The sequence below is a fragment of the Streptomyces pseudovenezuelae genome (genome assembly GCF_029892565.1).
GTDB lineage: Bacteria > Actinomycetota > Actinomycetes > Streptomycetales > Streptomycetaceae > Streptomyces > Streptomyces pseudovenezuelae_A.
Genome location: NZ_JARXVH010000010.1, coordinates 194,420 through 217,190, shown reverse-complemented (window position 1 = coordinate 217,190; position 22,771 = coordinate 194,420). Strand labels below are relative to the sequence as shown.

Below are 22,771 nucleotides of genomic sequence, written 5' to 3'. Positions count from 1 at the left end.
AGACGGGGACAGCGCATGGACGCGGTGCGGCTCATCGTGACGAGCAGACGTGCCCTGGCGGGAACCGGCGGTACGCCGGAGACCTTGACGGAGGTGTGGCAGGCGCAGGCCCTGGCGCAGGCGATAGGCAGTCGCCTCGCGGTCCACGGTCCGCCCGAACTGCGGGGCGAGGCGCTTGGATTGACGGAGCTGGCGGGCCGGGGCTGCGGCGTCCTGGACGCGCCGCAGCTCGCCATCGAGGACTTACGCGCGGCCCAACTCACCGAACTGGGCGACGCCCGCCAGACGCTGAGCTACCTCGGCGGCCTCCTCGGCGAGGTGGGCATCGCCCTCGTGGGCCTCGCCTGCGCCGCGGACGACGAGGGCACCTACTGGCAGTGCATGGAGGCCATCGACGCGGCGGACGAGTCCAGGGACCGGGTCCGGGAGATGCTGCGCAAGCTCACGGATGTGGACCAGCGGTTGACGGAGAAGGAGGCGGGCTAGCTTCTCGGGTGGTTGGTGGTTGGTGGTCGGTACCAGGTTGCGGTGGGCTTCAAGGCCGGCCGGATGGGAAGAGCGCGACGCCGAGCCGGCCTGAAGGTGATCCGCTCAGCCGGCCTCGGGCTCGTCGCCGACTCGGCCCGCCGACTGCAGGTCCGCGTCCAGTGCCGACAGGTCCGCGTTCAGCGCCGCCATGAGCTCCTCCATCTGCTGCAGCAACCCCTTGGGCTGGCCGGTGCCCCCGCCCTGCTGCGGCACGGATTCTTCGGACATGACGGCCTCCTAGGCCTGCCGGCCCCCGGGGAGGCCGATGCGGGTGACGCACCGGTGACGACGACCGACCGGTGCGGGTGCCGGTCGGCCCGGCTCCGCTCCGGCCAACGATCACTGTCGGGCCGGGTCACTGGCACGAGCACCCCGCGTGCACGGCGTTGACGCAATTTCACCCGACCGGGGACGGCCGTGCCCAGGGGGACCGGTGGGGTTGACCGGCACCGGAGCGTGCAGGATGGACGCATGGATCTTCGCATCTTCACAGAGCCCCAGCAGGGCGCCACCTACGACACGTTGCTCGCCGTGGCGAAGGCCACCGAGGACCTCGGATTCGACGCATTCTTCCGCTCGGACCACTACCTCCGCATGGGCTCGACGGACGGCCTCCCCGGCCCCACCGACGCCTGGATCACCCTCGCCGGCCTGGCCCGCGAGACCAAGCGGATCCGCCTCGGCACGCTGATGACCGCCGGCACCTTCCGGCTGCCGGGCGTGCTCGCCATCCAGGTCGCCCAGGTCGACCAGATGTCCGGCGGCCGGGTCGAACTCGGCCTGGGCGCGGGCTGGTTCGAGGAGGAGCACACGGCGTACGGCATCCCCTTCCCGAAGGAGAAGTTCGCCCGACTGGAGGAGCAGCTGGCCATCGTCACCGGCCTGTGGGAGACCAAGCCGGGCGACACCTTCGACTTCCACGGCACCTACTACGACCTCAAGGACTCGCCCGCGCTGCCCAAGCCCGCGCAGCAGAGGATCCCGGTCCTGATCGGCGGCCACGGTGCCGTTCGCACCCCGCGCCTGGCCGCACGGTACGCCGACGAGTTCAACATCCCCTTCGCCTCCGTCGAGGACAGCGAGCGCCAGTTCGGCCGGGTGCGTGCCGCCGTCGCGGAGGCCGGCCGCCCCGCCGACGCCCTCACCTACTCCAACGCGCTGGTCGTCTGCGTCGGCAAGGACGACCAGGAGGTCGCCCGCCGCGCCGCCGCCATCGGCCGCGAGGTCGACGACCTCAAGGCCAACGGCCTGGCCGGCTCCCCGGCCGAGGTCGTCGACCGGATCGGCAGGTTCGCCGAGATCGGCTCCCAGCGCGTCTACCTCCAGATCCTCGACCTCTCCGACCTGGACCACCTGGAGCTGATCTCCGCCCAGGTGCAGTCGCAACTGTCGTAGCGACGATCGGGCGCGGCGACAGACAGCGGCACCGGACGGCCGCAATAAACAAAGGCGCCGGTCGGTGCCGTGTGCCAAGGTGAGACGGTCGTCCTGAAGGCCCCCAGGATCACCCCCTGGGGGCCTTCGCGCGCACGGCACCGCACCAGTCACCCATCCGTCATCCACCCATCCCCGTCCTCCCATCCCATCCCCCGTCCACCCGGCCGGAGAGGCCCACCGCATGTTCCTGACGATCACCACCACCGGCACTCCAGACCGCCCTGCCACCGACCTCGGTTACTTGCTGCACAAGCATCCCGACAAGGCGCAGGCGTTCTCCACCTCCTACGGCACGGCGCACGTCCTCTACCCCGAGGCCGATGCCGAACGCTGCACGGCGGCGCTGCTGTTGGAGGTCGACGCGGTGGCGTTGGTGCGGCGAGGGAAGGGCAAGGGGCGCGGCGGGGCGCCCGACGCGGCGCTCGCGCAGTACGTCAACGACCGCCCGTACGCGGCCTCTTCGCTGCTCGCGGTGGCGCTGAGCAGCGTCTTCTCCAGCGCGATGAAGGGCGCCTGCCAGGCCCGCCCGGAACTCCCGTCGCAGGCACGGCCGTTGCGCGTCGAGGTGCCCGCGCTGCCCGCCCGCGGCGGCCCGGACCTGGTACGGCGTCTGTTCGAGCCGCTCGGCTGGACGGTCACCGTCGAACCGATCGCCCTGGACACGGAGTTCCCGGAGTGGGGCGACTCGCGGTATGTGCGGCTGGTCCTGGAGTCCGAGGCGCTGACCCTCGGCGCGGCCCTGCGCCACCTCTACGTGCTGCTTCCGGTGCTCGACGACGCCAAGCACTACTGGGTCGCCCCCGACGAGGTCGACAAGCTGCTGCGGGTCGGTGAGGGCTGGCTGCCGGAGCACCCGGAGCAGAAGCTGATCGTCGGCCGCTACCTCTCGCGCCGCTGGTCGCTGACCCGCGAGGCGATGGAGCGTCTTGAGCTGGTGCGGCTGGCCGAGGCCGACGACAGCGAGGTCGAGGCCATCGACAACGCCGTCGAGGCGGAGACCGAGACGGAGGAGAAGCCGACGCCGCTCGCCGTGCAGCGCAGGGACGCGATCGTCGCCGCGCTGCAGACGTCCGGCGCGGCCCGCGTGCTCGATCTCGGGTGCGGACAGGGCCAGTTGGTGCAGGCGCTGCTGAAGGACGTGCGGTTCACCGAGATCGTCGGCGTCGATGTGTCGATGCGCGCCCTGACCATCGCCTCCCGGCGGCTCAAGCTGGACCGCATGGGGGAGCGGCAGGCCTCGCGCGTCAAGCTGTTCCAGGGCTCGCTCGCGTACACCGACAACCGGCTCAAGGGGTACGACGCCGCCGTGCTCAGCGAGGTGATCGAGCACCTCGACCTGCCCCGGCTACCGGCCCTGGAGTACGCGGTGTTCGGCGCGGCGCGCCCGCGCACGGTCCTGGTGACCACCCCGAACGTCGAGTACAACGTGCGCTGGGAGTCCCTGCCGGCCGGCCACGTCCGGCACGGCGACCACCGCTTCGAGTGGACGCGTGAGGAGTTCCGCACCTGGGCGGGCGCGGTCGCCGAACGGCACGGCTACGGCGTGGAGTTCGTACCCGTCGGACCGGACGACCCCGAGGTGGGACCGCCCACGCAGATGGCCGTGTTCAAGGCCGAGAACGCGAACGAGAAGAACGACAAGAGTGTGAAGAACGACAAGAGCGACAAGAGCGAGAAGGAGGCGAAGGCGGCATGACCGAGACAACCGACACCCAGGTGTCCCAGAGGCGGGGCCGGGTCCTCCCCGTCACCGACCTCTCCCTCGTCGTCCTGGTCGGCGCCTCCGGCTCCGGCAAGTCCACCTTCGCCCACCGGCACTTCAAGCCGACCGAGGTCATCTCCTCCGACTTCTGCCGCGGCCTGGTCTCCGACGACGAGAACGACCAGGGCGCGACCAAGGACGCCTTCGACGTCCTGCACTACATCGCGGGCAAGCGCCTGGCCGCCGGCCGTCGCACGGTCGTGGACGCGACCAGCGTGCAGCAGGACTCCAGGCGGCAGTTGATCGACCTGGCCAGGCAGTACGACGTGCTGCCCATCGCCATCGTGCTGGACGTGCCGGAGGAGGTGTGCGCCGAGCGCAACGCGGGCCGTACCGACCGGGCCGACATGCCGCGCCGGGTCATCCAGCGTCACATCCGCGAACTGCGCCGCTCCGTACGCCACTTGGAGCGCGAGGGCTTCCGCAAGGTGCACGTCCTGCGGGGCGTCGAGGACATCGAGGGCGCGACGGTCGTCACCGAGAAGCGCTTCAACGACTTGACCCACCTCACCGGCCCCTTCGACATCATCGGCGACATCCACGGCTGCGCCGCCGAACTGGAGTCGCTGCTGGGCAAGTTGGGCTACGTGGACGGGACGCACCCGGACGGCCGTACCGCCGTCTTCGTCGGCGACCTGGTCGACCGCGGCCCGGACTCGCCCGGCGTGCTGCGCCGCGTGATGTCCATGGTCGGCTCGGGCGACGCCCTGTGCGTCCCCGGCAACCACGAGAACAAGTACGGCCGCCACCTCAAGGGCCGCAAGGTCCAGCACACCCACGGCCTCGCCGAGACCGTCGAGCAGATGGCCGGCGAGAGCGACGAATTCGTCGCGCAGGTAAGGGAGTTCATCGACGGGCTGGTCAGCCACTACGTCCTCGACGGAGGGAAGCTGGTCGTCTGCCACGCAGGCCTGCCCGAGAAGTACCACGGCCGCACCTCCGGCCGGGTCCGCTCGCACGCCCTGTACGGCGACACGACCGGCGAGACCGACGAGTTCGGGCTGCCGGTGCGCTACCCGTGGGCCGAGGACTACCGGGGCAGGGCGGCGGTCGTCTACGGCCACACACCCGTCCCGGAGGCGACCTGGCTCAACAACACCATCTGCCTGGACACCGGTGCCGTCTTCGGCGGCAAGCTCACCGCGCTGCGCTGGCCGGAGCGGGAACTGGTCGACGTACCGGCCGAGCGGGTCTGGTACGAGCCGGCCCGCCCGCTGCGCACGGAGGCACCCGGCGGACACGACGGCCGTCCGCTGGACCTGGCGGACGTGCACGGCCGACGGGCGGTGGAGACCCGGCACGCCGGCCGGGTGGCGGTCCGCGAGGAGAACGCGGCGGCGGCCCTGGAGGTCATGAGCCGCTTCGCGGTCGACCCGCGTCTGCTCCCGTACCTCCCGCCGACCATGGCCCCGACGGCGACCTCGCAGATCGAGGGCTTCTTGGAGCACCCGGCGGAGGCGTTCGCGCAGTTCGCACAGGACGGTGTCGCGCGGGTCGTGTGCGAGGAGAAGCACATGGGCTCGCGGGCGGTGGCACTGGTCTGCCGGGACGCGGAGGCGGCCGCCAAGCGCTTCGGCGTGGACGGCCCCACGGGTTCCCTCTACACCCGCACGGGCCGCCCCTTCTTCGACGACCAGTCGGTGACGGACGACATCCTGAACCGCCTCCGCACGGCCGCCACCGAGGCCGGCCTGTGGGACGAACTCGCCACGGACTGGCTCCTGTTGGACGCCGAACTGATGCCGTGGTCGCTGAAGGCGTCCGGTCTGCTGCGCTCGCAGTACGCGGCCGTCGGCGCCGCGTCCGGCGCGGTGTTCCCGGGTGCGCTCGCCGCACTGGAGGGCGCGGCGGCACGGGGTGTGGAGGTGACCGACCTCCTGTCCCGCCACCGCGAACGGTCCGCCGACGCGGCCGCGTTCACGGAGGCGTACCGCCGCTACTGCTGGCAGACGGACGGCCTGGACGGCGTACGCCTGGCACCCTTCCAGGTCCTCGCCGTCCAGGGCCGCAGCCTCGCCGCCCTGCCGCACGACCAGCAACTCGCTCTGCTGGACCGCCTGGTGGAGCACGACGGCAGCGGCCTGCTCCAGACGACCCGCCGCCTCTACGTCGACACCGCCGACCCGGAATCGGTCCGGGCCGGCGTCGACTGGTGGCTGGAGATGACCGGCCGCGGCGGCGAGGGCATGGTCGTCAAGCCCCTCGACGCGCTGACGCGCACCGCGGAGGGCCGCCTGGTCCAGCCCGGCATCAAGTGCCGGGGCCGGGAGTACCTCCGGATCATCTACGGCCCGGAGTACACCCGCCCCGACAACCTCACCCGTCTGCGCCGCCGCTTCCTCAACCACAAGCGCTCCCTTGCGATCCGCGAGTACGCCCTGGGCCTGGAGGCCCTGGACCGACTGGCGGAGGGGGAGCCGCTGTGGCGGGTGCACGAGGCGGTGTTCGGGGTGCTGGCGTTGGAGTCGGAGGCGGTGGATCCTCGGCTGTGAACAGGCGGACGGCTCCACAGCCGTTGCCCAGGGTGGCCGGGCCGGTTCCGGCCGGGCCACCCAGCCGTAGGCATACCGGCCCGGTGCGCTCTTGTGAACTTCACCTGGTTCAGCCGAAGTCGGCGTGCTAGCTTCGCTGGTCAGTCAGGTGAACCGGCTCATGGGGGAAGGTCGGTGGAAACGGCGGCGGGATTAAGTGAGTTCGGGCGCGCACCGGGCAGGGACCTGCTGTTCCGTCTGACCGAGGCCCTGTGCGGGCTCGGTTGCCTGGAGGACCAAGCCGGTCGCACATACTTTGCGACGTTGCTTTCCGAGCAGTTGAACCTGCGTGTCGACCTCCGCGGTGTCAAACAGCGCGAGGACGTCATCGCCATGGCTCGGGCGGCGCTCAGCGTCATGGCGGGGGAGCGCATCCTGATCGATGTCGTCCGCGTCTTCGAGGGAGCTTCGGTCGCCGACCGATTCGAGCAGTTGCTCACATCCCCTGCCGCGTCCACCGGCATCGCCTCGCCACTGTTCGGCCCACTCACCGAGGAGGACGTCGGTTCCGCCCTCGCACTTCTGGACGATGCCGAGACGAGGCTGTCCGAGATCGGGCTGCGGGACGGGCTCGCTGGTGAGCTGCATCTCGACCTCCCTTTACACCTGTCTGTGATCCAACTCTTCAGCTTTGTGCTGGAGTTGAACGTCCAGCCCGACGGGTTGCCTCCCGCCGTCCTGCTGATGGAGCACGCGGCACAGCAGTCCAGGACCCCGGGACGCAGGCTCTCCTTCTCCGCCTGGGCCCACCGTTGGGCCGACCGCGCCGGCCTGCTCGCGGAACTCGAGCAACGCAGGTCCGAACGGTCCGTTGTGACAACGGACGCGTCGATTCCCAGGTGCCTGGTCGTCGCCGTCGACCCGGCACGCGACGGCTCCGGAGACATCGTCGTCCGTCCGTGGCTGAACACCGTTCCCGGGCGTTGGCACCCGCAACCCGCCGAACCCGAGACGACCGGCCTCGACGGGCTCGGCCCGGCGGTCGAGCGCGCCCTGCGCCAGGTGATCCGCCTCTCGCCCAGGCGGCAGGAGCAAGTCCCGTTGGGCGTTCCGCAATCGCCTCCCTACGTCGAGTTCGTGCTCCCCTATGACCTCCTCAACCACGATGTGGCCGGGTTGAAGCTGCGGTCCGGTGACGGCAAGCCCTTGCCGCTGGCACTGAAGTACGGGGTGCATCTGCGCAGTCTGGAACGGATGCGCACGGACGACGCCCTGGTCCGGACGCAGTGGCTGGAGCGCTGGAACACCCTGCAGAGCCAGGGCGTCGGCGTGCACGGCTGGCAGGCACGTGACGCCGACCGTCTCGACGAGTGGCTGGCCTCCCTGGCTGCCGAGCCGAGCCGTACGGCTGTGGTGATCGACGCCCCTGACGGCGGCGCCGCGACGGATGCGCTCAAAGCGGCCATCGCGGAAGGGGTCGGCCTCGCCGTCTGGGATCGGCGCGGCGAGTTCCTGGAGGAGCGGCGCGAGGTGGTCACGGCAGTGTTCGCCGCGGTACCGGCGTGTGCCCAGATACCCATTGCGATTCACCGTTTGCGCCGTACGGCCGAGCTCGATGTCGCCGGACTGCTTCTGCTGGGCCGCCATATCGCGTTCTTCTGGGACGACCCGTATCGGCTGGTGGACATCCAGGTCGTCGTGGACGACGTCGCCGTGAGCGGTAAGAGCGCCGAGAGCACAGACAGCGAGGAGAGTCCGTGATGAGCGTGCCAGAGGCACAGGGGCGGCAGGAATGGCACGTCTTCCATGCCACCGGACGCGCCCCCGACGGCATGCCGCCGGAGATGCCGGAGCCACCGCCCTGGCGCAGGTTCCGCGGCGGACCGCCTCTACCGGCGCCGCCCGACGACGAGGAAGCCGCACTGCGCCGTCTGGGGCCCGGCGACGTGATACGGCAACTCGGCGCCGAGGAGAGCGACATCATCAACGCGGCGCTTCTGCTGCGCCGGCCGCTGCTGATCACCGGGCCGCCCGGCATCGGGAAGTCCACCCTCGCCTTCCTCATCGGACGCGAACTCGGCCTTGGGCGTGTCCTCGAATGGAACATCGTCAGCCGCACCACGCTGCGCGACGGACTCCACACGTACGACGCCCTGGGACGGGCACAGGCCATCGCCGCCTGGCGAGCGGGACTGAGGGAAGCGGTCGGCGAGGAGCCCGGAGAAGAGGCGGTCGACGACATGCAGAGCGTCCTCCCGCCTGACCGTCAACCGACGCCCACACTGGGGGAGTTCATCTCGCTCGGCGCTCTGGGGACTGCCCTGCTGCCCTACGGCCGTCCCCGCGTCCTGCTCATCGACGAGTTGGACAAGAGCGACATCGACCTGCCCAACGACCTGTTGCACGTCCTGGAGAACGGAAGCTACGAGATCCCCGAACTGGTGCGTGACGCGGCCGAGTCGGCCCGTGTCCACACCAGCGACCCCGGCGGGCACGCGGTGGTGCGTGAGGGCCGGGTGGAGTGCCAGGAGTTCCCTGTCGTGGTGATCACCAGCAACGGGGAGCGGGAGTTCCCGGCGGCGTTCCGCCGACGCTGCCTACCACTGGAGATGCGACCGCCCACCCGAGAGCAGCTACTGGCCATCGTGGAGAGCCACTTGAGGGCGCGCCCGGAGGGGGCGGAGCGCCTGGTGGACGAGTACATCCGCCGTGTACGGAGTGGGGGCACCCACTCGCTCGACCAGTTGCTGAACGCAGTGCAGTTGACTACTGCGGGTGGTTTCCAAGCCGACGCCGACGGGCGTAAGCTCGTTGAAATGCTGCTCCGCGACCTCGCGAAGGGCCGCTGAATGACCGGCTTACCCCGGGAGCGGGCACCTGGACCCGACGAATTCGGTGCGGGGCCAGGGGATCCTGCGTATGAGCCGGGAGGGGCGTCAGCCCCTCTCCCGGACCGTTCCGAATCCGCTCCCCACTGGCAGGAGCTGGCGGACGCAGTCTGGCTGAGCGCGTACTGGCACCGGACAGGACGGCACACCCCGCCGGCTGCGGTGGAGGACACCCAGGAGAGCGAGCCCAGCGGCGGGACACCATCGTCAGCACCCACTCCACCGCTCGGAGAACGCCCCGAACAGTCGAACGACGAGAGCTTCCCGGTCTCTCGGCCGTTACCCGCGCCCGACCCGGAGGGTCCCGACCAGGTACATCTGGGGCGGCCCGTCCTGACACGCCCCGACAGCGCGCCGGGGTCGGGGCGTCAATCCGCACTGCTGGCCCGTGCACTGCACCGACTGGCGCGCCGTGTGCCGTCGCACACCGCCGTGCAACTGGACGAAGAGGCCACGGCCGAGCGGGGAGTTTCGGACGGGCTGTGGATGCCGTGGTTCCAGCCGGCCACCTCGACGGCGTTCGATCTCGTTCTCCTGGTCGACCATGCTCCCACCATGGCGGTCTGGCGTGAGTCCACGGCCAGTCTGTCCCTCGCCGCAGAACACAGCGGCGCTTTCCGGGCCGTACGCATCGTCGGGCTGGACGTGCCTCGTATCGGACAGCCGACACTGCGGTGGGGCGCGGAACGCATCACGGCCGATCTGGGGGAGATCCTCAGCGGGAGGGGAGACCGGGTCTTCCTGGTCGTCACCGACGGGCTGGGGCACGGGTGGGCCGGACCCGCCGCCGACCAGTTGCTCGAGTGCCTCGGCCGGGCCGGTCCGACGGCCGTCCTGCATCTGTTGGCGCCCTATGCGCGGCATCGGTCGTCCCTCTATCCGTACCACGTGATGCTGGAAGCCGGAGGTTTCGGGGCGCCCAACCGACGCCTCGGCGTACGGCTGCCATGGGGCGGATCCGACCCCATGCGTCCTCTGCCGGAGGCTCGGGACACCACCGTGCCGGTCCCGGTGCTCTCCTTGAAACCGGGGTCCATCGGAGCCTGGGCCGAACTGGTCACCGGAGAGCCGGGGGTAGGCCGTGAGTTGCCCATGGTGCTGGCCGGAACGCTGGAGAAGGGAGCACCGGCACCCGGCTTGCGCGCACCCCGTCATCCCCGTGCCGCTGCCGCGGCGGTAAGGCGCTTCTTCACCCTGGCCACGCCCACGGCCCGTCGGCTTGCCACCCAACTGGCTGCCGTTCCCTTCGAGTTCGACCTCATCGACGAGCTCCGCAAGCGGACGATGCCGGAGAGCGGACCTGATCATCTGGCCGAGATCCTGATGGGCGGACTGATCGACTGGGGTGGCTTCGGTACGGAACCCGAATTCGCCGAAGGAGTGCGCGAGGCTCTTCTTGCCACGACCACCCGCTCTCAACTGGCCGCCATAGTCAGCATTCTGGGCGAGCTGCCTGCCGCCGGCGCACGCGGTGTAGCACTCCGTGCCGCCTTGCGCGATCCGGCGGGAGCCACCCTGCCCGATCCGAGTGCTCGCGGCTGGCACCACTCCGAACTCGCCGTCATGCGCGCGCTTTCGGGGCCGTACTCCGAGCGGGCCCGTCGGATAGAGGAGAGCAACCCGGCTGTTGACGGAACCCCGTCGGCGCTGGAGGGACTTCAGGGTGATCAACCGACGACGGGGACATCACTCGAAGACGAGCAAGGACCGCGTCCCGACCGGACTGGGAACCTCACGGAGGCACGGCCAGGCATGGAGATGAACTCGACGGGAGGGCCCGCCCTCCTGGTGAACGTTCCGCTGAGGAACACGTCGTTCGTGGGCCGCGCAGCTCTGCTGCAGGCAGTCGAGGAACAGCTCGCGGGGCAGGACACCGCGGCCGTGCTGCCGCACGCGTTGCACGGAATGGGGGGCGTGGGGAAGTCCCAACTGGCGCTCGAGTACGTGTATCGGCACCAGCTCGACTACAAGGTGATCTGCTGGATCCCCGCCGAACGGGAAAGTCTCATCCTGACCGCGCTCGCCGGTCTGGCCGCGCGGTTGCGGCTCCCCCTCGCGGGGCAGGACGGCGGCGGTGCTCCCGCGGCCAACACGGCTGTGCCGGCGGTCCTGGAGGCGTTGCGCACGGGAGTGCCGTACGACAACTGGCTGCTGATCTTCGACAACGCCGAGGACGTCGAGGCCGTGCGCAGCTACTTCCCTGCAAACGGTCCTGGGAAGATCATCGTTACGTCCCGCAACCGCGAATGGGAGCGCGTGGCAACCCCGCTGCCGGTGAACGTGTTCGAGCGCGAGGAATCGATCGAACTGCTCCAGAAGCGCTCCCCGGACCTGTCCGAAGTCGATGCCGACCGGCTCGCCTCGGCCCTGGGGGACCTACCGCTCGCCGTGGAGCAGGCGGGGGCCTGGCGTGCGGTCACGGGGATGCTGGTCGACGACTACCTCGAACTGCTGAATAGGCGCAGCCCCGAAATCCTGCATCTCGACCCGGCCCCCGACTATCCGGTTTCGGTCGCGGCGGCGTGGGACATCTCGCTGGAGCGGATCAAGGAGAACAGCCCGGGAGCCCGAGAGCTCCTCGACATCTGCGCCTGCATGGCTCCCGAGCCGGTCCCACTGGCCATGCTGCGCAAGGGCCGCGGCATCGACATCACACCCGAGGTCGACCCCATTCTGCGAGAGTCGATCAAACTGAGTCGGGCCATCCGTGACTTGACCCGGTTCTCGCTGGTGAAGCTGGACCTTCGGTTCGACACGCTGCAAATGCACCGACTGCTGCAGAACGTGCTCCTCGCCAAACTGGGTCCCGAGGAACGTGAGCGCATGCGGAACGCGGCCCACCAGCTCCTGTCGGCGGCCAAACCCGGCCACTACGCCTCCTCTCAGGAATGGCCCGCCTACCAGGCCCTGTTGCCGCACGCATTCAGCTCGCAGACGGCGACGAGTACGGACACGTATGTACGCGACCTGGTCTACGACACCGTGCTGTTTCTCTACTACTGGGGCGATCACCAAAGCGCTGTCGATTTCGCCAGGCAGGCCTACTCCGCATGGCTCGACGCGTCGGGCGAGGAGAACATCCACGTCATCCGTATTTCGAAGATCCTGGCGTTCCTGCTGCGCGTCGTCGGCGAGGCCGGTCAGTCCATCCCGCTCAACGAGACGGCGCTGGAGGTCTCGCGCCGGGTGGACGTCGACCCGGAGGATCTCATCGACTCCATGATCGAGCTGGCCGACGCGCGGCGCTACCAGGGCAGGTTCGCGGAAGCGCGAGATCTGGGGAAGGAAGCCACCGAATGGGCCCGTACCGAGGTCGGACTCTATGACCAGGTCACGCTGCGGGCAGCGCACAGTTGGGGGGTCGACCTGCGGCTGTGCGGTCAGTTCCGTGAGGCGCTGCCTATGAACCAGGAGACAGCACGGCTGCGCGAGGAACTGTTCGGCCCGGCCAGCTCGCTGACGCTCAACACCCTCAATGGCGTTGCGATCGACATGCGAGAGAGCGGCGACTACCCCGCCGCCCGTGTCTTTCTGGAGGACGTCTACCGCCAGGCGCATGCCTCGCTCGGCGAGGACAACCCCCTCACGCTCCGCATCGCAGGCAATCTCGCCGTGTGCCGGCGCCGTGACGGAGCGATCGCCGATGCCGCCAAGCTCGCCGAGCAGGTTCTGCGCCATCTGGTGACCGCCTACGGCCCTGATCACACCGACACGATGTCGACCGCTATCAATGTCACCGTGGATCGCCGCGTCGCCGGTGATCTCGAGGGTTCGCGATGGCTTGGTGAGGACACGATACGGCGCCTCACCCGACGATTCGGTGAGAACCACGGGCACACCTTGCTTGCCAAGGCGAATCTTGCCGCCACGCTGCAGGACCTCGGCGACCTCGACGCCGCCCAGCAATTGGAGGACGACGCGGCTCGCAGACTTGCCGAGGTGGTCGGTCCCCACCATGTGACCACGCTGACAGTCGACCTGGGCAGGGCCAACGCGGCGTACGCACGCCTCGACTTCGGACAGGCCCACGAGATGGACCGTGCCAATCTTCCGCTGCTCACCCAGGTCGCGGGCGAAGACCACCCACTGACCTTGTCCTGCATCGCGAACCTGGCCCTGGACCTGCGCGGGCTGGGCCGTGGTGCCGACGCGGACGAGATGGAGCGCAGGGCGGTGGAGGGATTCACGCGGGTGGTGCGTGGGGATCACCCGTGGCTCCAGGCGGCACGGCTGCGCCGACGGATTCAGTGCGACATGGCGCCCATGCCGCTGTGACGGGACCAACGGTGGCCTCCGGCTGCCGTCTTGAGCCCTGCATCGACGGGCCCCGACCTGGGCGCCAAGGCGTGCTTCGGCGCCACAGAGCGCCGTGAAGAGACACAGGGAATCTTGTGCAATGATCTGGCGGGGCTTCGCCGCAACCCACCGGCACAGTTGGCCCGTAGACCGCCATGAGAACGAAGGGGGAGGCACCTTGCACCGGCCGCTGACCCATGTGCCCGACGTCCAAGCCACCGTCGGTGAAGGGGTTTCCAGCGTCGGAGCCCGGGTCTGGGAGTCGGATCTGACCGACCTCGCCCACCTGCCTCTCACCGCCTTCGACACCCTGACGCCACTCGGTCGCAGCGACCGCCTCCTGGCGGAAGTCCTGCGCCCGCGCAGCAGTATGCGAGGCGGCGGCGAGCCGGGGAGAGCGGAATAGCGAGGGTGCGGCCGCCCCGCCCCACACGCGAGGAGCGGACAGTTCCTCCCGCCTGATCGCACGCACGACGGAGGTTCTCCGGCAATGACGACCGAGCAGCCCCAACCTCCGTTGCGCATGCCCGACCACCTTCTCGCCGAACTCGCCACCGGTGGCGGCTCGTACGAGGCCCTGGCCTTCCTCGAACGCGGCGAACGAGTGCGGCGGCTCCTGCTGTTGCGCACCGTTCAGGAGCACCTCGAATCCCTGCCGACACCACTCACTCCGCATTCCAAAGCCTGGCGCGTCCTCCAGGCCGCGGCCGGCCAGGCTCCCGAAGCGGTCGAGAGGCTCATCCTGGCCCCCCAGGTCGGCAGCTGGCTGACACACGTACTGCGGCGCCTGCACGGCATCTCGGAAGGCCCGCTCCTGTGGGCAGAAGCCGGCCGACTGGGGGCACTGGCCATCACGGCGGCACTCCGCGCCCGCATCGAGGCGGACCTCCTGGTTCCGCTCACCGACGGTGCGCTGCACCTTCCCTGCCTGGGAATGGCTCAACTCGCAGCCGCGGAAGCCGGGGTGACGGTCGCCAGGGCGCAGACGCGCGACGGCGAGCTGACCTTGACGCTCCCCGCGGTCGCGGGCTCGGAACCCTCCGAGCCGGGCGCCGTACTCACCTGCCGCCCCTCGACGGCTCCGGCTCGCGGGGAGACCGATGCTGTCGGCACCGGCACGCGTTGGGTCCCGCTGCGCACACTCGTCCACTCCGGACCATCGGGCGCCGTCGACATCCCGCTCGACGACCTGGACCCGTACCGCGATCTCGACGAGCCCATCGCGCCGGCTCGACTGGACGCCGACGAGGCCGCTGTCTGGCAGACGTTGTTCGAAGAGGCCGCGGGACTTCTCACCGGGGCGGAAGAGGAATCAGGACTGGGTCGGCTCGACCCTACGGCGATCCGGGCCGTCGTCCCGTGGGGGCGAACGAGCACCACTCCGCCGCCACCCCCCGACGTGCGGGTCTCCGCCACCAGTGGTGACTCCTACGGCGCCATGGTGATCGCTCGCCCCTCCTCCTCACTCGCTCTCGCCGAGGCTTTCATCCACGAGTTCCAGCACAGCAAGCTGGCCGCGCTGCTCCATCTGTTTCCGCTCCTCGACGACGACCGCGAGGAGCGCTACTACGCTCCATGGCGCGCCGATCCACGGCACCTCACGGGGCTCCTGCACGGCGCCTACGCGTTCATCGGCGTCGCCGGCTTCTGGCGGGAACGTCTGGCCGATGCGGAGCATGCCGAGACGGCCGCGTACCACTTCGCGCTGCGCCGGCTGCAGGGCCGACTGGTCGTACGCACCTTGCTGGCGAGCGGCAGGCTCACGGCCCAGGGGCGGGTGCTCGTCGCCGGGCTGGCCCGGACGCTCGACGGCTGGCTGCGTGAACCCGTGGACCGGTCCGCCCTCCACCGGGCCCGTACCGCGGCCGCGCTGCACCGCACCGAATGGCGACTGCGGAACGTCGCACCGCACTCCGTCGCGGCGAACGATCCGGCCGGCCTCCGTTTCCGTCCCGACCGAGGGTCCTGGCCCGACGTACGCACCTATGCGTTCGCCGACCGTCCGAGTGCCCCCTTCACCGCAGACGAGCACTTGGCTGCCGGAAACCCGGCCACCGCACTCGCCCGATACGCCGACGCGCTGGACGCCGATCCGGCCGAACCGCACGCTCTCGCGGGCTGGATCGTCGCCCGCGCGGCCCTCACCCCGGGCCGGACGTCCCGCCACATGCTGGCCCGTCCCGAACTGCTCCAGCCACAGCACAGAGCCTGACGGCTCCTGCCGCCCCAACTTGTCTTCTGTCGAGTTGAGTTCGGCTCAACTCGGACCTCTGGTAACCGTGACCGTTCAGCAAGAGTCCCGGAGGCTGAGTCATGCAGAGCACCACGTCCGCAACGCCAAATATGCCCGATCTTATGGTGAATGTTCCGCTGCGGAACGCCTCGTTCGTCGGTCGGCAGGCGCAGCTGAGACTGTTGGCGGATCAGCTGGGAGCCCACGAGACTGCGGCCGTACTGCCGCACGCGTTGCACGGGCTGGGCGGCGTGGGCAAATCTCAGCTTGCGCTGGAGTATGTGCACCGCCATCAGCGGGAGTACAAGGTGATCTGCTGGATCCCTGCCGGACGGGAAAGTCTCATCCTGACCGCGCTCGCGGGTCTGGCCGTGCGGCTGGGGCTTCCCCTCGTGGGGCAGGACAGCGGTGGCGTTCCCGCGGCCAACACGGCTGTGCCCGCGGTCCTCGAAGCGTTGCGCAGGGGAGCGCCGTACGACAATTGGCTGCTGGTCTTCGACGACGCCGAGAACGTTGACGTGGTCCGCTCCTTCTTCCCCGTCAGCGGTCCGGGGAAGATCATCGTCACGTCGCGCAACCGGGACTGGGAGCGCGTGGCGACACCTCTGCCGGTGACCGTGTTCGAGCGGGAGGAGTCGATCGAGCTGCTTCAGAAGCGCTCTCCGGATCTGTCCAAAGTGGATGCCCACCGGCTCGCCACAGCCCTGGGCGACCTGCCGCTCGCTGTCGAACAGGCAGGAGCCTGGCGCGCGGTCACGGGAATGCTAGTTGAGGAGTACCTCGAACTGCTGGAACAGCGCAGCCCCGAGATCCTTCACCTCGACCCGGCCCCTGACTATCCGGTCTCCGTAGCGGCGGCATGGGACATCTCGCTGGAGCGGATCAAGGAGAACAACCCAGGAGCCCGCGAACTCCTGGACATCTGCGCCTGCATGGCTCCCGAACCGGTCCCGATCTCGATTCTGCGGAAAAGCCGTGGGATCGACATCACTCCCAACGTCGACCCCATTCTGGGCAAGGCCATCAAACTCGCCTGGGCCATCCGCAACCTGACCCAGTTCTCCTTGGTGAAACTGGACCTTGGAACCGACACCCTGCAGATGCACCGTCTTCTACAGCATGTGCTCCTGGCCAACCAGGCACCCGAGGAGCATGAGCGCCTGCGAAATGCTGCCCACCAGCTCCTGTCGGCGGCCAAACCCGGCCACTACGCCTCCTCCCAGGAGTGGCCCGACTACCAGGCACTGCTGCCCCACGTGCTGAGCTCCCAGGCGGTGACGAGCACAGACACCTTTGTCCGTGAACTGGTCTACGACACCGTGCTGTTCCTCTACTTCTGGGGTGACCATGCAGGCGCCGCCGATCTCGCACGGCAGGCCTACACCTCATGGCTCGCCGCGTCGGGCGAGGAGAACATCCACGTCATCCGTATCTCGAAGATCCTGGCGTTCCTGCTGCGCGTCGTCGGTGAGGCCGGCGAGTCCATCGAGCTCAACGAGCGGGCGCTGGAGCTCTCGCGCCGAGTGGAGGTCGACCAGGAGGACCTCATCGACTCCATGATCGAGCTGGCTGACGCGCGACGCTTCCAGGGCAGGTTCGCCGAGGCCCGGGACCTGGGACGGGAAGCCACCGAACGGGCCCGCTCCCAGCTGGGACCGGACGATGCGATCACCTTGCGAGCCGCCCACAGCTGGGGCGTCGACCTGCGGCTGTGCGGGCAGTTCGCCGAGGCGTTGCCCATGGACCAGGAAACAGCGCGGTTGCGCGAGGAGTTGCTGGGTCCCGCCAGTTCTCTCACCCTCAACACGCTCAACGCCTTGGCGATCGACATGCGTGAGAGCGGCGACTACCCAGGCGCTCGCGCCTTCCAGGAGGACGTCCACCGCCAGGCCCGCGCCGCCCTGGGCGATGAGAATCCCCTCACTCTGCGCATCGCCGGCAACCTGGCGGTGTGCCGACGCCGTGACGGCGAGATCACCGCCGCCGCCAAGCTCTCGGACGAGACACTGAACAGCTTCGAGACAGGACTCGGCCGCAATCACCCGGACTACCTCTCCACGGCGATCAACGTCAGTGTCGACCAGCGCCTCACCGGCGACCTCGACGGCTCGCGTCAGCTGGGCGCCCAGACAATGGAGTACTGCACCAGTCGCTTCGGCCCGAACCACGCCTACACCCTGCTCATGAGGGCTAATCTGGCCGCCACCCTGCGGGTCCTCGGGGAACCGGCCGCCGCGCAGGAACTCGAGGACGATGCCGCCACCAGGCTCGCGGCGACGGTCGGCCCCCACCACGTGACGACACTGACGGTCGCGATCGGTCAGGCGAACACGGCGCATCAGCAGTTGGACTTCGCCTTGGCCCACGAGATCGACGAGGCCAATCTCCCGCTGCTGGCAGAGGTGGCGGGAGCAGACCACCCCCTGACTCTGTCCTGTACCTCGAACCTGGCGCTCGATCTGAGGGGATTGGGCCGCGGAGGAGAGGCGAACGAGTTGGAGCGGCGAGCGGTGGAGGGCTTCGAGCGAGTGGTTAGCGAGAATCATCCCTGGCTCATCGAGGCCCGTCGCCGTCGACGGATCGAGTGCGACACGGCGCCCATGCCGATGTAACCGACCCACCAACCGCAGCGGAATATGCGTTACTTGGAGTCGCATCGGCAGTTGCTCGCGTCGTGCGGCAGGGCAGGCATCGGTGCCATGGGGGGCACATGACGGCGGTCGTCTTCATCCACGGAACAGGGGTGCGTGAGCCGGGCTTCTCGGCGCTCGCGGGACGCGTCGCGGCAGGGCTGACCGAGTTGCGGGACGGGCTGCGCATCGTGCCGTACTACTGGGGAGGCGCGCACGGCGCCACGCTCGCCGCGGGCGGGGCGAGTCTGCCGCCGCAGCCGGGGAGTACGGCCCGTGGCCTGGCCGACGCTCCTGGCGGACCGGCCGACGACGACACGGCCGCCCCCTGGGCCGTGCTCTATACCGATCCGTACGCCGAACTCGCCCTCGCGGCGGCGGGCGCGAAGGCGTCCGGTGAGCGTCCGCCGGGGTTCGTGCCACCGCAGCAGAGGCTGCAGTCGCAGTTGGCCGCGTTCGCCGCTCAGGGGGACTCGGCCGCCGCGGAGTTGGGCCCCGGCCTGACCCGTGCTGCCACGGACCTGGCCGCCCACCCGCTGCTGAGCCTCGCCGCCGGCGCTCTCGACCCGGATGACCTGGCGGTCCTGGCTGCACGCAGCCTGGTTGCCCGCATCATCGCCGACGCTCTCGACGCGGACGCGCCGCTCGTGCCGACCGGCGAGACGCGGGACGCCGTCGCCGACCGGCTCGCCGAAGGCCTCGGAGCGCCGCCCCGAGGAACCGAACGGGGCGTGCGCTCCCTGCTGTTGCGGGCGGCGGGCTCCACGGCCTCTCGTGCCGTCGTGCGCCGCAGACGCGCCCTCACCGAGGCCGCCCACCCTGCCGCCGGGGACATCCTGCGCTACCTCAGTCACGGCGATGCGTTCCGCGCCGACCTGCGCACGCTCGTCGCAGGCCTGGAACCGCCCGTGGCGCTGGTCGGTCACAGCCTCGGGGGCATCATCGCCCTGGACGCCCTGATCTCGGCCCGGATTCCCCAAGTCCGGCTCCTGGTGACGGCCGGTTCCCAGGGCCCCTTCCTGTACGAATCCGGCTCGCTGCCCTCCCTCGAACATCCCGCCCCGCTCCCGCCGCACGTCCCCGCCTGGCTGAACCTGTACGACCCCCGTGACCTGCTCGGCTACCTTGGCGGAGGGCTGTTCCCGGGCCGCGTCACGGATGTCGCCGTCGACAGCAAGCAGCCGTTCCCGGCGGCCCACAGCGCGTACTGGACCAATCCGGCGGTCTACCGGCACATCGTGGATCGTCTGCCGTGACCGGCTCCGTCGTCACGACGCACGGATCCGCAGTAGTCCCGCCCGTCGACCCGGCCCGGGTACACGCCCTGGTCGTCGGCATCGAGGCCTACGACGCCGGGGACGGCTGGAGTCTGCCAGGGCCCGCCCGAGACGCCGTTGCGCTGCATCGACTGCTGCGCGTGGCGGGCGTGCCCGAGGCTCAACTCCGGCTCCACCTGGCCCCGTTGCCGTCGTACGTCCCTGACGTTTCGTTCGCGCCCGCCGACCAGGCCACCCTGCGCCGGGTCCTTGTGCGAGAGCTGTCGCCGGCGCACGGTGACGTGCTGTGGGTGTGGTGGGGCGGGCACGGCGTCCTCGACCGGTCCGACCGGTTGCGGCTGTTCTGCGCGGACGCCACCACGGCCGACAAGCTGGCCATCGATCTGGACTCCGCGCTCGCCCGCTACGCCAGCGACGCGGTGCCCGCTCTTGCCGAGCAGCTGTGGGTCGTGGACGCCTGCGAGACGTTCGAGGAGGATCTCGACTTCCGTGAGCAACTGCCGCCCGACGCCCTGCCGATGGGGCGGCGCACGCTCGTGCACCGGCAGACCGTGCTGCGTGCCGCGGGCCGTGGACGGGTCGCCGGAAACGATCCGGTGCGTGCCACCGGACTCTTCTCCGACGTCCTCCTGGGTCTGCTCGCGGAGCGCGCCGACTCCCTGCCCGCGCTGCCCGATCCGGAAGAGCTGTTTCCCGCGGTGCAGACTCGCCTTGCGACCCTCAGGGAAACGGGCCGAACCTTGCAGCATCCCGAGATCAGGCTGCAGAGCCCCGAACGCACCGAGATCCTGGCGCCTGCGGGCGATGACGTGGGGGAGCGGTCGGCCTCGCCGCTGCAACGGGCGGTGGACGTCCTGCTCGCCTATCCGTTGATGAACGACCCCACCGAGCGACAGACGGTGATCAGCACGCTGAATCCAGACATCACCGGCACGCTGCCCCGTCACACCAAGGCCCGCACCGACGTCGCGGGGATCCTCACCGGACTCGCCCGGCACCACTCGGAGGCGCTGTGGGAGCTCTTCGACGCCGTGGTGTCCATCGACGACCACTCGGGCCGTAGGCGCGAACTCGCCCAGGCCTTGCGCGAGTTCGAGGTGGCGGCGCGGCGCCCGCGTGGCCGCTGGTGACCGGTCGGGGCGACCGCGCGGTCTTCGACTCCTCGGACGGGCGTCGACTTCCTCGGCGGGGGAGCGCGATACGCCGGGCACCATTCACCCCACTAACCGCAACCGCTCCCCACAAACCCCCACCCGCACCGTCTGCCCCCACGTCAACTCCACCGCGTCCCCCTCCATCCCGTCCCCGAACGCGATCAGTCGCTCGGACTCGACGGTGAGGGTGAGGTGGGACGAGGCCGAGAGGTGGCCGGCGACGCGGGAGGTGCCGGTGGCCGGGGAGGGCCAGGCCTCGCGGACGAACCACACCAGGCGGTCGTCCGTGGGGCGGGGCAGGGGCAGGTCGCTGCCCCGCTCCTGCCACACCGACCGGAGCCAACCCGTGGCTCCGGTGCCGGTCCCCACCAGCACCCCGGATGAAGCCTGGGCCTCGACGACACCCCCGTCGCCCTCCAGGCCCAGGCGGTATCTGGCCGTCTGATGTCCGACGGCTCCGACATAGATCTCGTTGAGCGCGACCAGCCGCTGCGTGTCGTCGGCGACGGCCTCGACCATGGTGAGTTCGTCCACGCCGGTGCCGGCCGCGTGGGCCGACTTCAGCAGGGTGGCGGCGGCCGACGGGCGGTGCCGTACCAGGACGCCCGGGTTGCGTCCGGGATCCGTGTCGAACCCCAACACCGGTTGTCCGGTGAGGTACTTGGCGACGTTCGCGACCAGGCCGTCCTGGCCGACGACGACCACGACGTCCTCCGGGGCGAACAGGAAGCGGTCCAAGTCGACGCGCTCGACCCGTGCTTGACGCCAGGTCAGCGGGATCGCCGAGGAGACCTCGGCCAGGGCCCGCCGGGTCGCGCGGTGGCGTTCGGCGATCTCCTCGATGTCCCGTCCCCGCGAGGCGAGGAAGAAGGCGGCCTGGCCGTGCGTGCCGTGCCGGGCCACCAACTCCTCGTACTCCGTGGTGCGATGGACCAGGACGACCCGCGGTGCGAGACTCACGCCCGCTCTCCGCCGCCTAGCCTGGCGAGCAGGCCCGTCAGTACGTCGGGGGAGACGGTGACGCTCTCGATGTTCGGCAGGTTCTCCGCGAGCCGCGTCCCGGTGAGCGCGTGCAGGGTCGCCACGTCCACGTCGCCGTGCACCCGCAGCCACGCCGCCTGGGCCTGCGCCCGTGCCTCGCCCACCTCGCGCGCGCTCTCCGCCTCCGCGCGGGCCAGCCGCACCGACCGGGCGGCCTCGGCGTCGGCCAGCTTCACCGTGCGCGTGGCCTCCGCCTCGGCGAGCTTGACCGAGCGCTCCGCCTCCGCCTCCGCGAGCTTCACCGACCGGGACGCCTCCGCGCCCGCCCGTACCGCGTCCGCCGCCGCGTGCTCCTCCGCCTCGCGGCGGGTGTTGATGCCGCGCTGGTCGACCAACTGCTCCTCGCGGCGGGCGAGTTCGATCTGGCTGGCCAGTTCGTTCTCGGCGATGGTGCGCTCCCGCTCGACGGCCACCGCCCGCCGCTCGTAGGTGGCCCGGTCGGCCTCCTGCTGGATCTGTTCCCGGGCCGGCGTGCGCAGCGCCCGCTCCACCTCCGGCTCCGGACGCAGCGCCACCACGCGCACCGCGACCACCTCGATGCCGGTGGCCGGAAGGCGGGGCTCCGCGGCCAGCCCCGCGGCCACCCGCTCGCGCACCGACGCCACCCCGTCGACCAGCGCCGCCGACAGCGTCGTACGGGCCAGCACGTCGAGCGCGTGCTGCTGGGCCGTCTCCGTCATCAGCGTGCCCAGCTGCTCCAGCGGGGCGCCCCGCCACACCCCGGTGTCCGGGTCGATGGAGAAGTCCAGCCGGGCCGCGGCGAGCGCCGGGTCGCTGACCCGGTAGGTGACCGTCGCCTGCACCGCCACGTCCTGGAAGTCGGACGTACGGGCGTGGAAGGTCATCGCCAACTCCCGGTCGTCGACCGGTACTTCGGAGAGCGCCGCGGTGAGCGCGCGGTACCAGAAGCTGAGCCCCGGGCCGTCGTGCAGCAGCTTCCCGTCCCGGTGGTGGCGGACGTGTGCCGTCGGCGCACCGCGCAGATGGCGCCAGCCCAGGCGCCGGGTGATGTCGGCCATGTGTGTGCGACCCCCTCCATGTTTTTCGTCAGCAC

At 70.2% G+C, this 22,771-nt stretch carries 15 protein-coding genes; 12 read left to right on the top strand and 3 right to left on the bottom strand.

What is annotated here, in order from left to right:
* Window positions 1-15: 15 nt before the first annotated feature.
* Window positions 16-486 (top strand): DUF6099 family protein, encoded by a 471-nt coding sequence (locus M2283_RS30355; RefSeq protein ID WP_280879625.1) that lies wholly within the window; start codon window positions 16-18, stop codon window positions 484-486.
* 105 nt (window positions 487-591) lie between these two features.
* On the opposite strand, the gene M2283_RS30350 is transcribed toward M2283_RS30355, so the two are convergent.
* The gene (locus tag M2283_RS30350; protein ID WP_280879624.1) at window positions 592-756 is read right to left on the bottom strand and encodes a hypothetical protein; all 165 of its coding nucleotides are present in this window, start codon (window positions 754-756) and stop codon (window positions 592-594) included.
* A gap of 243 nt (window positions 757-999) precedes the next feature.
* Here M2283_RS30350 and M2283_RS30345 point away from each other — a divergent pair, with 243 nt between their 5' ends.
* The 11 genes from M2283_RS30345 to M2283_RS30295 all read left to right on the top strand — a co-directional run bounded on the left by M2283_RS30345 (window position 1,000) and on the right by M2283_RS30295 (window position 20,652).
* On the top strand, window positions 1,000-1,923 hold the full coding sequence (locus M2283_RS30345; RefSeq protein ID WP_280879623.1) for an LLM class F420-dependent oxidoreductase: 924 nt from the start codon (window positions 1,000-1,002) through the stop codon (window positions 1,921-1,923).
* A gap of 223 nt (window positions 1,924-2,146) precedes the next feature.
* On the top strand, window positions 2,147-3,661 hold the full coding sequence (locus tag M2283_RS30340; RefSeq protein ID WP_280879622.1) for a 3' terminal RNA ribose 2'-O-methyltransferase Hen1: 1,515 nt from the start codon (window positions 2,147-2,149) through the stop codon (window positions 3,659-3,661).
* Window positions 3,658-6,219, top strand: coding sequence for a polynucleotide kinase-phosphatase (locus tag M2283_RS30335; RefSeq protein WP_280879621.1), 2,562 nt, complete (start codon window positions 3,658-3,660; stop codon window positions 6,217-6,219). Before M2283_RS30340 ends, M2283_RS30335 begins: the two co-directional genes overlap by 4 nt.
* A 174-nt stretch (window positions 6,220-6,393) precedes the next feature.
* Entirely contained in the window at window positions 6,394-7,959 is a 1,566-nt protein-coding gene (locus M2283_RS30330; protein ID WP_280879620.1) for an effector-associated domain 2-containing protein, read from the top strand.
* Window positions 7,959-9,047 carry a MoxR family ATPase gene (locus tag M2283_RS30325; protein WP_280879619.1) on the top strand — a complete coding sequence of 363 codons (1,089 nt, stop codon included), beginning with the start codon at window positions 7,959-7,961 and terminating at the stop codon, window positions 9,045-9,047. Before M2283_RS30330 ends, M2283_RS30325 begins: the two co-directional genes overlap by 1 nt.
* Window positions 9,048-13,361 (top strand): FxSxx-COOH system tetratricopeptide repeat protein, encoded by a 4,314-nt coding sequence (fxsT, locus tag M2283_RS30320; RefSeq protein WP_280879618.1) that lies wholly within the window; start codon window positions 9,048-9,050, stop codon window positions 13,359-13,361.
* Between the two features lie 199 nt (window positions 13,362-13,560).
* Window positions 13,561-13,788, top strand: coding sequence for a hypothetical protein (locus M2283_RS30315; RefSeq protein WP_280879617.1), 228 nt, complete (start codon window positions 13,561-13,563; stop codon window positions 13,786-13,788).
* Window positions 13,789-13,872: 84 nt separating this feature from the next.
* Window positions 13,873-15,594, top strand: coding sequence for an HEXXH motif domain-containing protein (locus M2283_RS30310; RefSeq protein ID WP_280879616.1), 1,722 nt, complete (start codon window positions 13,873-13,875; stop codon window positions 15,592-15,594).
* Window positions 15,595-15,695: 101 nt separating this feature from the next.
* Window positions 15,696-18,227: an FxSxx-COOH system tetratricopeptide repeat protein gene (gene fxsT, locus M2283_RS30305; RefSeq protein WP_280879615.1), complete on the top strand. Its 2,532-nt coding sequence runs from the start codon at window positions 15,696-15,698 to the stop codon at window positions 18,225-18,227.
* A gap of 98 nt (window positions 18,228-18,325) precedes the next feature.
* Entirely contained in the window at window positions 18,326-19,501 is a 1,176-nt protein-coding gene (locus M2283_RS30300; RefSeq protein ID WP_280879614.1) for an alpha/beta fold hydrolase, read from the top strand.
* Entirely contained in the window at window positions 19,498-20,652 is a 1,155-nt protein-coding gene (locus M2283_RS30295) for an effector-associated domain 2-containing protein (RefSeq protein ID WP_280879613.1), read from the top strand. Before M2283_RS30300 ends, M2283_RS30295 begins: the two co-directional genes overlap by 4 nt.
* Before the next feature lie 84 nt (window positions 20,653-20,736).
* Here the strand turns inward: M2283_RS30295 and M2283_RS30290 are convergent, their stop codons facing one another.
* Window positions 20,737-21,636, bottom strand: coding sequence for a hypothetical protein (locus M2283_RS30290; protein ID WP_280879611.1), 900 nt, complete (start codon window positions 21,634-21,636; stop codon window positions 20,737-20,739).
* Window positions 21,633-22,736 carry an SPFH domain-containing protein gene (locus M2283_RS30285; RefSeq protein ID WP_280879610.1) on the bottom strand — a complete coding sequence of 368 codons (1,104 nt, stop codon included), beginning with the start codon at window positions 22,734-22,736 and terminating at the stop codon, window positions 21,633-21,635. The genes M2283_RS30290 and M2283_RS30285 overlap by 4 nt, the downstream gene beginning before the upstream one ends.
* Window positions 22,737-22,771 lie beyond the last annotated feature (35 nt).